This window comes from Amycolatopsis sp. NPDC003865 (genome assembly GCF_053605345.1).
In genome coordinates this window covers 23,535-37,422 of the sequence record NZ_JBSGJA010000003.1, presented here as the reverse complement: position 1 = coordinate 37,422, position 13,888 = coordinate 23,535, and the positions used below count along the sequence as shown (strand labels likewise).

At 70.4% G+C, this 13,888-nt stretch carries 16 protein-coding genes and 1 tRNA gene; 9 read left to right on the top strand and 8 right to left on the bottom strand.

The features are described 5' to 3' along the window. The first annotated feature begins 29 nt into the window (after positions 1-29). On the top strand, positions 30-638 hold the full coding sequence (locus ACWEVP_RS08660) for a hypothetical protein (RefSeq protein ID WP_452062464.1): 609 nt from the start codon (positions 30-32) through the stop codon (positions 636-638). Position 639: 1 nt separating this feature from the next. On the opposite strand, the gene ACWEVP_RS08655 is transcribed toward ACWEVP_RS08660, so the two are convergent. From ACWEVP_RS08655 to ACWEVP_RS08640, 4 genes are all read right to left on the bottom strand, one after another. Next, complete coding sequence (locus tag ACWEVP_RS08655; protein WP_452061999.1) at positions 640-1,350, bottom strand: G1 family glutamic endopeptidase; 711 nt, start codon at positions 1,348-1,350, stop codon at positions 640-642. 192 nt (positions 1,351-1,542) lie between these two features. After that, positions 1,543-2,592 (bottom strand): ABC transporter substrate-binding protein, encoded by a 1,050-nt coding sequence (locus ACWEVP_RS08650; RefSeq protein ID WP_452061998.1) that lies wholly within the window; start codon positions 2,590-2,592, stop codon positions 1,543-1,545. 13 nt (positions 2,593-2,605) lie between these two features. Then, positions 2,606-3,493 (bottom strand): ABC transporter permease, encoded by an 888-nt coding sequence (locus ACWEVP_RS08645; RefSeq protein WP_452061997.1) that lies wholly within the window; start codon positions 3,491-3,493, stop codon positions 2,606-2,608. Beyond that, complete coding sequence (locus ACWEVP_RS08640; RefSeq protein ID WP_125305920.1) at positions 3,483-4,289, bottom strand: ABC transporter ATP-binding protein; 807 nt, start codon at positions 4,287-4,289, stop codon at positions 3,483-3,485. Before ACWEVP_RS08640 ends, ACWEVP_RS08645 begins: the two co-directional genes overlap by 11 nt. A gap of 192 nt (positions 4,290-4,481) precedes the next feature. On the opposite strand from ACWEVP_RS08640, the gene ACWEVP_RS08635 reads away from it, so the two are divergent. Next, positions 4,482-6,065, top strand: a complete 1,584-nt coding sequence (locus tag ACWEVP_RS08635) for an ATP-binding protein (protein WP_452062463.1) — start codon at positions 4,482-4,484, stop codon at positions 6,063-6,065. Then, positions 6,062-6,721 (top strand): response regulator, encoded by a 660-nt coding sequence (locus tag ACWEVP_RS08630; RefSeq protein ID WP_400901429.1) that lies wholly within the window; start codon positions 6,062-6,064, stop codon positions 6,719-6,721. The genes ACWEVP_RS08635 and ACWEVP_RS08630 overlap by 4 nt, the downstream gene beginning before the upstream one ends. Positions 6,722-6,723: 2 nt before the next feature. Here the strand turns inward: ACWEVP_RS08630 and ACWEVP_RS08625 are convergent, their stop codons facing one another. Beyond that, entirely contained in the window at positions 6,724-7,353 is a 630-nt protein-coding gene (locus ACWEVP_RS08625; protein ID WP_452061996.1) for a hypothetical protein, read from the bottom strand. Between the two features lie 90 nt (positions 7,354-7,443). Continuing rightward, on the bottom strand, positions 7,444-8,262 hold the full coding sequence (locus ACWEVP_RS08620) for an SDR family oxidoreductase (protein WP_452061995.1): 819 nt from the start codon (positions 8,260-8,262) through the stop codon (positions 7,444-7,446). A gap of 133 nt (positions 8,263-8,395) precedes the next feature. Between ACWEVP_RS08620 and ACWEVP_RS08615 the strand changes: the two genes are divergently transcribed. Together ACWEVP_RS08615 and ACWEVP_RS08610 are read left to right on the top strand one after the other, a co-directional pair. Next, positions 8,396-9,199, top strand: coding sequence for a trypsin-like serine peptidase (locus tag ACWEVP_RS08615; RefSeq protein WP_452061994.1), 804 nt, complete (start codon positions 8,396-8,398; stop codon positions 9,197-9,199). A gap of 7 nt (positions 9,200-9,206) precedes the next feature. Beyond that, positions 9,207-9,431 carry an RNA-binding S4 domain-containing protein gene (locus ACWEVP_RS08610; protein ID WP_400865349.1) on the top strand — a complete coding sequence of 75 codons (225 nt, stop codon included), beginning with the start codon at positions 9,207-9,209 and terminating at the stop codon, positions 9,429-9,431. Here the strand turns inward: ACWEVP_RS08610 and ACWEVP_RS08605 are convergent. Beyond that, a complete protein-coding gene (locus ACWEVP_RS08605) occupies positions 9,428-10,369 on the bottom strand; it encodes an Ldh family oxidoreductase (RefSeq protein WP_452061993.1) in 942 nt (313 codons plus the stop codon). The two genes, ACWEVP_RS08610 and ACWEVP_RS08605, sit on opposite strands and share 4 nt — an antisense overlap. 102 nt (positions 10,370-10,471) lie before the next feature. Between ACWEVP_RS08605 and ACWEVP_RS08600 the strand changes: the two genes are divergently transcribed. The 3 genes from ACWEVP_RS08600 (at position 10,472) to ACWEVP_RS08590 (ending at position 11,920) form a co-directional block, all read left to right on the top strand. After that, positions 10,472-10,753: a DUF2277 domain-containing protein gene (locus ACWEVP_RS08600; protein WP_452061992.1), complete on the top strand. Its 282-nt coding sequence runs from the start codon at positions 10,472-10,474 to the stop codon at positions 10,751-10,753. A 30-nt stretch (positions 10,754-10,783) separates the two neighbouring features. Continuing rightward, positions 10,784-11,623 carry a patatin-like phospholipase family protein gene (locus ACWEVP_RS08595; protein WP_452061991.1) on the top strand — a complete coding sequence of 280 codons (840 nt, stop codon included), beginning with the start codon at positions 10,784-10,786 and terminating at the stop codon, positions 11,621-11,623. Between the two features lie 210 nt (positions 11,624-11,833). Then, a tRNA-Ser gene (locus tag ACWEVP_RS08590) sits at positions 11,834-11,920 on the top strand. A gap of 36 nt (positions 11,921-11,956) precedes the next feature. On the opposite strand, the gene ACWEVP_RS08585 is transcribed toward ACWEVP_RS08590, so the two are convergent. Then, positions 11,957-12,430, bottom strand: coding sequence for a MarR family winged helix-turn-helix transcriptional regulator (locus tag ACWEVP_RS08585; RefSeq protein WP_452061990.1), 474 nt, complete (start codon positions 12,428-12,430; stop codon positions 11,957-11,959). Positions 12,431-12,939: 509 nt separating this feature from the next. On the opposite strand from ACWEVP_RS08585, the gene ypfJ reads away from it, so the two are divergent. After that, complete coding sequence (gene ypfJ, locus ACWEVP_RS08580; protein ID WP_452061989.1) at positions 12,940-13,869, top strand: KPN_02809 family neutral zinc metallopeptidase; 930 nt, start codon at positions 12,940-12,942, stop codon at positions 13,867-13,869. Positions 13,870-13,888 lie beyond the last annotated feature (19 nt).

Below are 13,888 nucleotides of genomic sequence, written 5' to 3'. Positions count from 1 at the left end.
GGACCTCCGGGGAGACGCGCTGGCCCGCGATGGGCGTCGTCGTCGCCACCCTCGTGCTGCAGGTCGTCCTGCCCGACGACATGGCGCTGCAGCCGTGGTGGCTGCTGCCCGCCGTCTCGGGGCTGCTCATCGTCGCGCTGCTGCTGGTCAACCCGGGCCGGATGTCGCACTTCAGCGCCGTCGAACGGGTCATCTCGCTGCTGCTCGTCGCCGCCGTGACCGCGGTGAACGCCGGGTCCGCCGTCACGCTCGTCTACCGCATCGCGGCCGGCACGATCGGCGACCACGCCGGCGCCGTGCTCGTCACCGGCGGGATCGTCTACTGGACGAACATCGTCGCCTTCTCGCTCTGGTACTGGGAGTTCGACCGCGGCGGCCCGGGCAGGCGGGCTGCAGGCCGGGCGGAGTTCCCCGACCTGCAGTTCCCGCAGATGGCCGACCCGGACCTGGCGCACCAGGACTGGGAACCGTCCTACCTGGACTACCTCTACTTCTCGTTCACCAACGCGGCCGCCTTCAGCCCCACCGACGTCATGCCGCTGCGGATCTGGGCGAAGATGACGATGATGCTGCAGGCCGTCGTGTCGCTGGTGCTGGCGGTGATGGTGGTCGCCTGGGCGATCAACAATCTCAAGTAGCTCAGTGCCGCGCGATGGTGAAGCTCTGGCCGTCCGAGCCGATGGCGCCCGGGATCCACGTGTAGCTGCCCCGGTCGTCGGCGTCGAGGGCGGACGGGTTCGTCGAGGCCAGGTTCGTCCCGTTGAACTTGACGCCGGTGAACTTCACGCCGCCCGAAATGCTCGGGTAGGAGTCCGTCGGCGACTCGATGATGGCTTCCGCCGACGCGTGCCTCGACGTCAGCGACTTCGTGGTGGACTTGGACCAGCCCTTGGTGGTGTCGGCCAGGTCCAGCCGGTAGGTGTTCGTGGCCGTGCGGGTCACCGTCGCGGTGATGTGGTCGCCCGCGCTGACCGACACGTTGTAGTAAACCGGCGCCGCCGGGTACATCTCGTACCAGGCCGAGTACACCGGACGACCGCTCGAGCAGTCCGTCTCGACGCCGGTCTGTTCCACTGTGGACGATCCGTCGCCGTCGATGCCGACCCACGGCGCGAACAGGTCGTTGCTGGAGTTGCAGGTCACCGAGGGTTCGGTCCAGCTCGCCGTCGCCGTGGTGAAGCTGCCGAAGCTGACGTAACCACCCCAGTTGCCACCGGCGAACTGGTGGCTGTGGAAGTGGCTGCCGTACTCGACGGCGGCGTGGGCGGTGCCGGAAACGGCGAGACCGGCGGCGGCAGCGGCAACCGCCGTGAGGACGCGGGCAGCACGCGACGAAAGGATTCTGGACATGCGGGGACTCCGTTCACCGATGGGGACCGGGAAAGCCGTGTCTCCAAGTGTTGGATCCGCGCCGAAAAGAAGGTAGCTACTTTCGCATGGTCTTGCCATTGTCCGAAAAGACCCGTAAAGGCCTCCGCGGGGGAAAGAGGCCTTTACGGGTCCATTTCGCTCACCAACCGCCCGGTCAGGTGAGCGGGGCTGCTAGCCCTGCTTCGCTGCCGCGTCGACGAATTCGGTCGTGTAGGTCTTCGACAGGTCGATCGAATCCTTCTTCGGCTGCACGTTCTTCGAGAAGCTGGAAAGCACTTCCAGGACGTTCTTCGCACCGGCGGGGTCCATCTTGCCGTCGCCGTTGAACATCCCGATGCTGTCCTTGACGGACTTGACGTACAGCGCCTTGTCGCCACCGCTGTAGGACGGCGGCATCTTCGCCGCGATCTCCTCCGGGCTGTGCTGGTCGATCCACTTCAGCGTGGCCACGAACGCGTTGGCCAGCTTCTGCACGGCGTCCTTGTTGCGGTCCACGAAGTCGCAGCTCATGTACAGCGACGACGCCGGGTACAGCCCGCCCAGCGCGGCCTTCGTGCCCTCTTCCGTCCGCAGGTCGTACAGCACCTTCGCCTTGCCGGTGTTGGTCAGCTGCGCGATCGTCGGGTCGGTCGTCATGCCGCCGTCGATGCCGCCGTTGTCCAGGCTGGCGATGAACGTCTGCCCGGCGCCGACCTTCACCGGCGTGTACTGGTCGGCCCCGACACCCGCCTTGGCCGCCAGCGCCTTCGTGAGGAAGTCGGTGGACGACCCGAGCGAGGTCACGCCCAGCTTCTTGCCCTTGAAGTCGGCCGAGCTCTTGATCGCGTCGACGTGCTTGGTGCCGACGACCTCGGCTTCACCCGGGATGTTGGCCAGCTGGACGACGCTCTTGATGCACTGGTCCTTGGCCTGCAGGTCGATCGTGTGGTCGTAGAACCCGACCACACCCTGCACCTGCCCGGCGACGAGCGCGGTCTCGGCGTTGGCGCCCGACTGCTCGCTCTGCAGTTCCACGTCGATGCCCTGCGCGGCGAAGTTGCCGAGCTGCTGGGTGAGCATGGCGGGCAGGTAGATGACCTTTTCCAGGCCACCGACCATGATCGTGACCTTGGGCTTGCCCCCCTCGCCCGTGGCAGCGACGCGGGAGTCCTGGCACGCGGTGGTCAGTCCCGCCACCACGGTCAGCGCGGTGACCGCGACGGCGATCCGGCGAATCCTCATCGATTCGGTCCTTTCAGATGACGGTCTTGTCGCTGGACGAGGACATCGAGGGCCGCCACCGCAGCAGCCGGTTCTCGAGGTTCCCGATGCCCCATTCGGCGACCAGTGCGACGACGGTGATGATGATCATGGCGGCGTAGATGCCCGCCGAGTCGAACGTGCCCTGCGCGTTCGAGATGAGGAAGCCGATGCCCGCCTTGGACCCGGCGTACTCGCCGACGACCGCGCCGATCAGCGCGAAGCCGAACGCGGTGTGCAGCGAAGAGAGGATCCAGGAGGTCGCGCTGGGCAGCACGATCGCCTTGATCACCTGCATCCGGCCGGCGCCGAGGATGCGCGCGTTGTCGATCAGGTTGCGGTCCACTTCGCGGGCACCGGTGAAGGCGTTGAAGAACACCACGAAGAACACCAGCACGACGACGGTGGCGACCTTCGACGCCAGCCCGAGGCCGAACCAGATCACGAACAGCGAGGCGAGCACGATGCGCGGAACCGCGTTGGCGGCCTTGATGAACGGCGCGAGGACATCGGCCAGGTACCGGCTGCGGCCCAGGACCACGCCGAAGATGACACCGGCGACCGCGCCGATGGCGAACCCGACCAGTGCCTCTTCGACGGTGACCCACAGCTGGTACCAGAGCGAGCCGAAGTCGGTGCCGCTGGTGACCCACTCGACCAGCCGCTGCCAGATGCGCGACGGCTTCGAGTAGAAGAACGGGTCGATCCAGAAGGTCGCGGTCAGCTCCCAGCTGCCGAGCCAGACGACCACCAGCGCCAGCCGCAGCAGCCAGGTGTTGCGCTTGCGGCGGGACGTGGCCCGCTTCGCCCTCGTCAGGATGTCCTGCTCGGTTTCCAGCACCGGCAGCGAAGTGGCCGGAGCGGCGGGGGTCTCAAGCGACATTGCTCGCTCCCTTCTCGCGGGCCTTGTCGACCTCGCTGCGCAGTGATTCCCAGATGTCCGCGTAGAGCTTGCGGAACTCCTCGGTCAGCCGGAGGTCCTCGACCTTCCGCGGCCGCTCCAGGGGGATCTCGAAGACGTCCTTCACGGTGGCCGGCGACGTGGTCAGCACGACGACCTTGTCCGCCAGGGCGATCGCCTCGTCGAGGTCGTGCGTCACGAAGATGACCGCCGCGCCCGAACCCGACCACAGCCGCAGCAGCTCGTCCTGCATCAGCGCCCGCGTCTGGACGTCCAGCGCCGAGAACGGCTCGTCCATCAGCATGATCTTCGGCTTGGTGACCAGGGTCTGGGCCAGCGCGACACGCTTGCGCATGCCGCCGGAAAGCTGGTGCGGGTAGTACTTCTCGAACCCGGCGAGCCCGACGCGGGCGATCCAGTCGACGGCCTGCGCGCGGGCTTCGGCCTTCGGGACGCCGCGGAAGCGCGGGCCGGACGCGACGTTGTCGAGCACCGAGCGCCACGGCATCACCGCGTCGGTCTGGAACATGTACCCGACACCGTCCGGAATGGACTTCACGTCCTCGCCGTTCACCCGCACCCGGCCGGCGGACGGCGGCTGCAGGCCGGAGACCAGCGAGAGCGTCGTCGACTTGCCGCACCCCGTGGGGCCGACGACGGCGACGAACTCGCCGGGCTGCACGGTCATGGTCAGATCGCGGACGGCCGTGTGCACGGAACCGGACCCGCTCGGGAACCGTTTGGTGGCTCCGGTGAGTTCGATCAGTGGGGGAACCATGGGGAGGTGACTCCTTCGTCACGTGGTGGGGCTCACGTTGGGAAGGGACGTTAAGTACGCGTGGCGCCCGCGTGAAGCTTGTCGACGTTCTCCGCGCGAGCTGTGCGTTCTGAATGTTTTGCTCATTTAGCGCACGGCGCTGACCAGGGGGTATGGTTCCGAGCCATGCCAAAGTGGGCGCTCTTCCCGCGCATGCGGTTCAGCAGGCAGGTGCTGCTGCTGCAGATCGGCGTGGTCGTGCTCGTGGTCGGGATCGGCGTCGCGCTGGTCAGCTTCCTTCTGCGCAGCACGCTCACCGAGCAGTACGGGCAACGCGCTCTGGCGATCGCGAAGTCGGTGGCGGCGGACCCGGTCGTCGTCGCGAACGCCGCCGCCAAGGTCCCCGGCGGACCGCTCGAGGAACGAGCGCTGGCCGTCACGAAAGCCAACGAAGCGCTCTTCGTCGTGATCACCGACGACCACGGCATCCGGCTCGCTCACCCGACGGAAAGCCTGATCGGGCAAAAGGTCAGCACGTCGGCGGAACGGGCGCTCGCCGGGTTCGACGAGGTCAGCGCCGTGCAAGGCGGCACCCTCGGGCTGTCGGTGCGCAGCAAGACACCGATCTGGACGGTGGACCACCGGCAGGTCGTCGGCGAGGTCAGCGTCGGCTTCGACGTGTCCGACCCGGCTGACGTGTTCACCCAGCTCCTGGTGACCACGCTGTGGTTCGCGGGCGGCGCGCTGCTGCTCGGCGCGGGCGCGTCGGCGCTGCTGAACCGGCGGCTCCGGCGCGTCACCCACGGCCTCGAACCGCACGAACTGACCGAGCTGCTCTACGAACGCGAAGCCGTGCTGCACGGGATCGGCGAAGGCGTGCTCGCCGTCGACGAGGCGAACCGCGTCTCGGTGCGCAACGACGAGGCCGAACGCCTGCTCGGCACCGAACTTCCGCTCGGCGCGGCGATGTCCGAGCTGGAACTCTCACCGCGGCTGCACAAGGCCGTCGCGGAAGGGCGGCCGGTCGACAACCTGCTCGCCGTGGCGGGAAACCGCGTGCTGGTGATCAATTCGCGCGCGGTCCGGCTGGACGACCGGGACATCGGCACCGTGCTGACCTTCCGCGACCGCACCGACCTCGACACGCTCACCCGCGAGCTCGACGGCATCCGCGCTCTTTCCGACGGCCTGCGCGCGCAGCGGCACGAGTTCGCCAACCGGCTGCACACGCTCTACGGGCTGCTCCAGCTCGGCCACCACACCGAGGCCGTCGAGTACCTGCAGACGCTGACGGACTCGCCGTCGGCACGGCCGAGCGAGCTGGGCGACGCCGTCGCCGACCCGTACCTGCAGGCGCTGCTCGTCGCGAAAACCGAGCAGGCGCAGGAAAAAGGGCTCACGCTCAAGCTCGCCGACGACACCTGGGTGCCGACGACCGTGACCGACCCGATCGCCGCGAACACCGTGATCGGCAACCTCGTCGACAACGCGCTGCACGCCGCCCGGATGGGCCCGCGGCGGCCGGCGACGGTCGAGATCAGCCTGCTGGCCGAAGGCGACACGCTGCACCTGTCCGTTGTGGACAGTGGTCCCGGCGTGCCGGAAGACCTGCGGGGGACGTTGTTCGACGAAGGCGTCTCGACGAAGATCGCGCCCGGCCACGGGCTCGGGCTGGCGCTGGCCCGCCAAGCCGCGCGCGCCCACGGTGGCGACGTCTGGCTGGCCGGTCCCGGCGACGGCGAGACGGGTGCCCTGTTCGTCGCGAAGCTGCCCGGAATGCTGACGGAGGACCGATGATCCGCACGCTCATCGTCGACGACGACTTCCGGGTCGCCGGGGTGCACGCCGGGTTCGTCGAGGAGGTCGAGGGGTTCGCGGTGGTCGGCACCGCGCACACCGCGGCCGAGGCGCGGGCGAGGGTGCGCGAGCTGGCGCCGGACCTGATCCTGCTCGACGTCTACCTGCCCGACGAGTCCGGCCTCGCGGTGCTCCCGGAGCTGCAGACCGACACCATCGTGCTGTCCGCGGCGACCGACAGCGCGTCGGTGGCCGCGGCGATCCGGGCCGGCGCGCTGAACTACCTGATCAAGCCGTTCACCACGCGCCAGCTCGCGGAACGGCTGACGTCGTACGCGCGCTTCCGCGGCCTGCTCGCCGAAGACCGCGCGCTCGGCCAGGACGACGTCGACCGCGCGTACCGGGTGCTGCACGACCAGGACCGCACGTCGGCGCCGAAGGGCCAGTCGACGGCGACGTCCCGGCTGGTCTCGGAGCAGCTGCGGCGGGCCGGGCGTCCGCTCTCGGCCGCGGAGGTCGCGGGCGAGCTGGGCATGGCGCGCGCTACGGCGCAGCGGTACCTGACGGCGCTCGCCGAGTCGGGGACGGTCCAGATGCGCCTGCGCTACGGCGCCACCGGGCGCCCGGAGCACGAGTACCGCTGGAGCGACGCCTGACGTCAGCGGCGCGTGGTCGCCGTCGTGTCCGCGCGGTACTGGTACTGCTGCATCATGCTTTCGGCCACGCCGACCCAGGACTGGACGAGGTTGGCCGACGTCGGCGCCGGCGAAGGCAGGTCGACGCGGGCTTCGTCGGTCTCCGCCTGCTTCTTCTTCGGCTGCGGTTTCGCCTGGGCCTGGACGTTCTTGGGTGCCGGTTTCGCGGGCACCGCCACGTACACGGTCGTCGGCGCGGGCGTCGCCACCGGCGCCTGCGGGGCTTGCGGCTGGGGCGCGGGTGCCTCGGCGACGGCGGGACGCGCGTCCAGCTGGGCGACGTCGGCCGGGGCCGAGCCGAACAGGCTGCCGGTGGCCAGACCGCCGGCGAGCCAGCCGGCCGCGACGAGCAGCACCGCCGCACCGCTGCCCAGCCACGTGCGGGCACGGCGCCGGATCACCACCGACTTCGGGCGCAGGTCCTGGTCGCACACCGGCGGCCGGGTGAAGATCGGCTCGGCGGCGGGCACGTCGTCGTCGGTGCGGCGGCGCCGGGGCAGGCTCGCCGCGACGATGCCGGTGCGATCCAGCAGTTCCACCGCGGTGCGGTCGCTGGACGAACGGGTCGCACTGCGCGGTGCGGTGCGAAGCATCGGGGACCTCCGGGACGGGACTGGCGGACCCCACGCATTCTGGACCATTTCGGACGACGTTGTCCGAAAGGCAACCTGAATGAGTGAAGGTCAACCGTCCATCTGTTTGAGTCCCATCCGCGCGAGGATGGCCAGCGGTCGCTGGTAGGCGGAGCCGAGCACGCGCGGAATCGCGTCGATGACGTAGGCGTCCGGGCCGATCAGGATGCGCGCGGACTTCCGTTCGATGCCGCGCAGGATCGTCTGCGCCGCCTTCTCCGGCGTCGTCTTCGCGATCCGCTCGAAGCCCTGCGCGGCCTTTTCCTGGTCGTCGGCGATGCTGCGCGCGTTGCGCACGATGTTCGTCTTGATCCCGCCGGGGTGCACGCAGCTGACCGCCACGGGGTGCCGCGCGATCAGCATTTCTTCGCGCAAGGCCTCGGTGAATCCGCGGACCGCGAACTTCGCCGCGTTGTAGGCGCTCTGCGTCGGCACGCCGACGAAGCCGAAGACGCTGGAAATGTTCACGACGTGCCCGTCGCCGGACGCGATGAGGTGCGGCAGGAACGCCTTCGTGCCGTTCACGACGCCGCCGAGGTTGATGCCCATCAGCCAGTCGAAGTCCTCGAAGGTCATCTCCTCGACGGTCGCGCCGAGCGCCACGCCCGCGTTGTTCACGACGACGTTGACGCGGCCGAACTCCTCGGCGACCTCGTCGGCGTGGGCGAGCACGGCGGCGCGGTCGGCGACGTCCAACGTGTACGCGCGGGCGTTGTCGCCGGCCAGTTTCGCGGTCTCCTCCGCGTTCGCGGCGTTGACGTCCGAGAGGGCGACCCGCGCCCCGCGGCGTGCGAACTCGAGCGAGAGCGCCCGCCCGATCCCCGAGCCCGCCCCGGTGATCACCACGACCTTGTCCGCGAACTGCTTCATCGGCCCTCCCTTGGGTGTTACTCCCGAGTTACGGATACTAGCGGCTGTGAGCTTGCTGTGGGTGTGCCGATCGTGTCGGTGCGGCGCCTTAAGGTGATGGGGTCGGTGCCCTGGCGAGTGCGACGAGGAGGCGATGCGCGTGCGGCGGCCCGCCGTCCTGCTCAGCTTCGCCGCGGTCCTGCTGCTCGGCGCGGCCTTCGTCGTGTTCGCGACCCGCCCGGCGCGGACCGCAAGCGCGACCCCGCCGGACACCGGGGTCGTCGAAGCGGCGCCGGTGTCGACGCCCGATCTGCCCGCGGGGTCCAGCCCGGCGGTCGGCGCGCTGTTCCTCGACGGCGCGCACTACTGCACCGCCAGCGTCGTCCACAGCGACCAGGGCGACGTGCTGCTGACCGCGGCCCACTGCATCCACGACGGCGAGGGCGGCGGCTACCTGACCGGCGTCACCTTCGCGCCCGGCTACCACGACGGCGTCGCGCCGTTCGGCTACTGGACGGTGTCCGACGAGCTCGTCGCGCCCGGCTGGAGCACGTCGTCGGACCCGGACCTCGACGTCGGCTTCGCCACCGCCCACCAGACCGGGGCCGCGAAGCCCCTGGAAAGCCTGGTCGGGGCGAACACCCTGGCCACGGGCACGGCGTTCGAGCAGGCCATCACGCTCACCGGCTACCCGGACGACTCCGAAGTGCCGGCCGTCTGCCAGAACACGACGAGCAAGCAGGACACCTACCAGCTGAAAGTCGACTGCGCGGGCTTCCCGACCGGGACCAGCGGCGGCCCGTGGGTCACCGCGGCGGACCCGAAGACCCACCTGGGCACGGTCGTCGGCGTCATCGGCGGCTTCGAGTACGGCGGCGACGACCCGGACACGTCGTATTCGAGCTACTTCGACACGGACGTCCAGGCCCTCTACCGGCAGACGACCGCACGGGCATGATGCGCGTATGAGCGATCCCGTCGACGTACCCATCACCGGCGAGCCCATCCGGCTCGGCCAGTTCCTCAAGCTGGCCGGCCTCGCCGAAGACGGCTCCCACGCGAAGGACCTGATCGACGCGGAGGAGGTCACGGTCAACGGCGAGGTGGAGACCCGCCGCGGCCGCCAGCTGACCGACGGCGACGTCGTGGCGGTGGGCGCGGACCGCGGCAAGGTCGTCCTGGTGTCCTAGCCGACGCTGGTCAGCGGCGGCAGGCCGATCGACGCGGCCAGCGCGTCCAGCTCGCGCCGCACCGGGCCGGGCAGCGGCACCCCCAGCGCCCGGCACTGCTCGAGGTGCTGGGCCTCCCGCCAGCCGGGGTAGCGGATCGGCGCGCCGCCCTCCCAGCCGAGCATGCTGCCGAACAGCGCGCTGGCCGCGCGGTAGAAGCCGTCGGCGCTGCGCAGCGTCGTCGGCGCGATCGCCAGCACCAGCAGGCCGGTGTCGTGTTCGTGGTCGGCGACGCCGGAGAGCACGCCGGCGAGCACCTCGACCAGCAGCGTCAGGCCGGCGGCTTCCTCGCCCGGCTTGTCCATATCGAAGACGAACTCGGGGTACGCGCCACCCGGCGCGGCCATGCCGAGCGGGTTCACCGGCTGCCCGGGTTCCCCGCCCGCGGCGAGCACCAGCCCGATCATCGCGTGCGGCAGCGCGCGGGCGGCGTGGTGCCCGGCCCGGCCGAACGGCCCGATCCCCCGCAGCGAAATCAGCCCGACGCCGAAGCGGCCGGCGCGCGCCACCGCCCGGTCCATCGCGTCGCCGACGGCCCAGAGCCCGGACGCGCGGCGGTAGTCGAGCAGCGCGGCGGCCCCCCGGTCGGCGATCATCAGCGGTTCGGCGTGCGGCACGACGAGCCCGGCTTCCAGCAGCGGCAGGTGGACGCGGGTCAGGTCGGCGACGCCGGTGTCCGGCGAGCCGGTCAGATCACCGTGGCAGAGCGCTTCCGCGGCGATGCGGGCGCGCGGTTCGGGGAAGCCGTGCGCGGCGAAGACGTGTGCCACGAGGGTGACCAGCTCGTCGGCGCGCACCCGCGGCCAGGCCTGTTCCGGGATCGGGGTTTCCGGCGCCTCTTCTTCGAGGGTGCGGGGTTCGGGGCGGGCGGAACGGAAGGGACGCGGTCTGAGAGGCACTTCCCCGACATTGCCCAAGCGCGGGTCAGGGCGTCAACGAGGTTCGCCCGGCCCTACCCGACCGTGTGATCGGGACCTCCGAAGCGTCGTACCCTGGGCGGCATGTGCCGAAACATCACCACTCTCCGGGGGCTCCAGCCCGCCGCGACGGGCGAGGAGATCGAGGCCGCCGCCCGCCAGTACGTCCGCAAGGTGACCGGCGTGCAGTCGCTGTCGGACGCGACCCGCGAGCCGTTCGAGGCGGCGGTCGCCGAGATCACGCGGATCACCGCGGAACTGCTGCAGCAGCTGCCCGAACGCCGTCAGCCACCGGCGACCGTGCCACCGCTGCGCCGTCCCGAGGTGCGGGCGCGGATCGCGGCCCAGGCGCTGAAGCGGCCGTAATTTGTCGGTCCCCGTCGCTAGGCTGCCCGCATGGGCGGACAGGCTTTGGTTTTGGGTGGCGGCGGGGTCGCCGGGATCGCGTGGACGACGGGGCTGCTCGCGGGGCTGGCCGAGCACGGCCAGGACCTGACGGGCGCGGACCTGCTCGTCGGGACGTCGGCGGGCTCGGTCGTCGCGGCGCAGGTGACGAGCGGTACCGCGCTGGACGAGCTGTACGCGCGGCAGGTGGATCCGGCGCGCCAGACCCCGGAGATCCCGGCGGAGATCGACTTCGAGAAGTTCGCGGCCGACTTCGGCGGCGCCGTCACGGGTTCGACGTCCCCGGCGGAGGTCCGCCGCGCGGTGGGCAAGCTCGCGCTGGCGGCCGAGACGGTGTCCGAAGCGGACCGTCGCGCGGTGATCGAGGCGCGCCTGCCGGTGCACGACTGGCCGGAGCAGCGCCTGGTGATCGTGGCGGTGGACGCGGAGACCGGCGAACCCCGCCGGTTCGACCGTTCGTCGGGGGTGTCGCTGGTGGACGCGGTGGCGGCGAGCTGCGCGGTGCCGGGGGTCTGGCCGGCGGTGACGATCGAGGGCAGGCGGTATGTGGACGGCGGGGTCCGGTCGGCGGAGAACGCGGACTACGCGTCGGGCCACACGCGCGTGACCGTGGTTTCGCCGTTGGGGGTGGACGCGCCGCTGCCGATGGAGAAGCCGCTGCTGGAGGTGCTGGACGACCTGCGCACGGCGGGCGCGGAGGTCACGCTGATCACCCCGGACGAGGCTTCGGTGGCGGCGATCGGCGAGAACCCGCTGGACCCGGCCAGCCGTACGCCGGCCGCGGAGGCGGGGCGAGCGCAAGGGGCGGCGTTGACGCTCAGCTGGACGTAGGCCGTCGGACCGAGGTGCTCCCGGGGGCCGGGGCTCGCGGCGGGCACGCCGGCTCCGAAGCCTGGTGGCGGCTGCGGCTTGCCGGTGGCCAATCGCTTGCTCGCCGGTTCTTCGAGCAGCCGCACCCGCCCTCTGCGAGCCCGACTGCTCCGGCGCCGGGAGCCTGCCCGGGCAGCTCCGCGAACCTCGTCGGCTACCCTCGTGGGGCGAGGTAGCGTGTCCGAGCGGCCGAAGGAACATGTCTTGAAAACATGCGAGGGGGCAACCTCTCCGTGGGTTCGAATCCCACCGCTACCGCTCCGGACCCCGGGCGCGGAGTAGCCGCGCCCGGGTTCAGCCCTCCACCTCGGACAAGTGGCCCAGCACCCGGTCGAAAGCGCCGGCGATCGTCGCTTGTTCCTCGGGGCTCAGCAGGTCGATCAGGTGCTCGCGCACCCCTTCGACGTGCGTCGGGGCCGCCTTCTCCAGCAAGGCTTTGCCCTCCTCCGTCAGCTCCGTGATGACGCCGCGCTTGTCCTCCGGGTCGCGCACGCGGCGGACCATGCCGGCTTCCTCGAGGCGGCCGACCTGGTGGGAGAGCCTGCTCTTCGTCGATCCCATCAGCACGGCCAGCTCCGACATCCGCATCCGGTAGCCGTCCTGCATCTCCAGGCAGACGAGCACCTCGTAGTCGGTCAGCGACACGTCGTGCCGCTCCGCCAGCTCGCGGTGCAGGCGCTGGCGCAGCCGCAGGGTCGCCACGATGTAGGAGCGCCACGCCGCCATCTCGGCTTCGTCCAACCAACGCACAGGCCGCTCCTCGCTCATAAGGCAGCCTAGAACGCTGATCAAGGGACCGCGCGGTCCGAGTCCGAACTGCGTGCCGGTGAAAATGTCGCCGCAACATCGCCCGAAGGTGGGGTTACGAAAAGGTTGAGACTCGGCCGGAAAAGGCGCATTCTGCTTGTCGGCGGATGGTCGGCCAGGGTAAGGCGCGGCGACGATGACGTGCCGGCCCGGCTCCCCGTCGGGAGAGGTCAGGTGGTTGCGTGGCGGGTGATCCTCGCGGTTGACCGCCGGCTGTGTCCCCGCGACCGGAACGGTTCAGAAACGGGCCGGGCGCGACTGTGAACAGCCCACTACGCGCGGGCTTCTGTGCGTTCACGCATACGGCGTCGATCGGGCCTGTATCGGGTCACGACCTCGGCAGTCGTGACGACAGCGCCTGAACGCCGGCCCCGACGCGGCCAACCGCTCGACCAAAGACAAACCTCGGTACAGGGCCTGGGTCCGGCCGTCAGCGCGACGGCCGGGCCCAGGCTCGTTAATATTCGCGGGTGAGATTCGACGACGACGCCGGCCTGGACGCCTCCGAGGTCCAGGACCTGCGCGGAAGCGGTGGAGGCGGCGGCGGGATCGGCGGCCGCGTTGCGCTCGGCGGCGGCGGGCTCGGCGTCGTCGGGCTGATCATCTACTTCGTGCTCTCCCAGCTCGGCGGCGTGAGCGTCGGCGGCGGGAACGGCCTGAGCGGCGGGCTCGGCAGCGTCGGCTCCGGCCAGCAGGTCGACAACTCCAAGCTCGCGAGCGAGTGCAAGACCGGCGCGGACGCCAACAAGAACCACGACTGCGCGATCGTCGCGATCGTCAACTCCGTCCAGGACTACTGGACGCAGCAGTTCTCCCGCTCCGGCTCGACCTACCGCAAGGCGCCGACGAACTTCTTCAACGGCGGCGTGCGCACCGGTTGCGGCAGCGCCACTTCCGACACCGGGCCGTTCTACTGCCCGGCCGACTCCGAGGTCTACATCGACCTCTCCTTCTTCGACGAGCTGAAGTCCCGCTTCGGCGCGCAGGGCGGCCTCTTCACCGAGGCCTACGTGCTCGCCCACGAGTACGGCCACCACGTCCAGAACCTGCTCGGGACGTCGAAGAAGGGCACCGGCACCGGCCCGACGTCCGGTTCGGTGCGCTTGGAACTGCAGGCCGACTGCTACGCCGGCGTCTGGGGCAACCACGCCTCGACGACGCCGACCGAAAGCGGCAAGCCGCTGATCACCGACGTCACGCAGGACGACATCAACTCGGCGCTGGACACCGCGTCCCGCATCGGCGACGACTACATCCAGCAGAACCTCGGCGGCGGCCAGGTCGACCGCTCGAAGTTCACCCACGGCACGTCCGCGCAGCGCAAGAAGTGGTTCACCACCGGCTTCCAGACCGGCGACCCGGCCCGCTGCGACACGTTCGGCACGAACAACCTGGGCTGAGACGTGAAGAAGGGGCCGT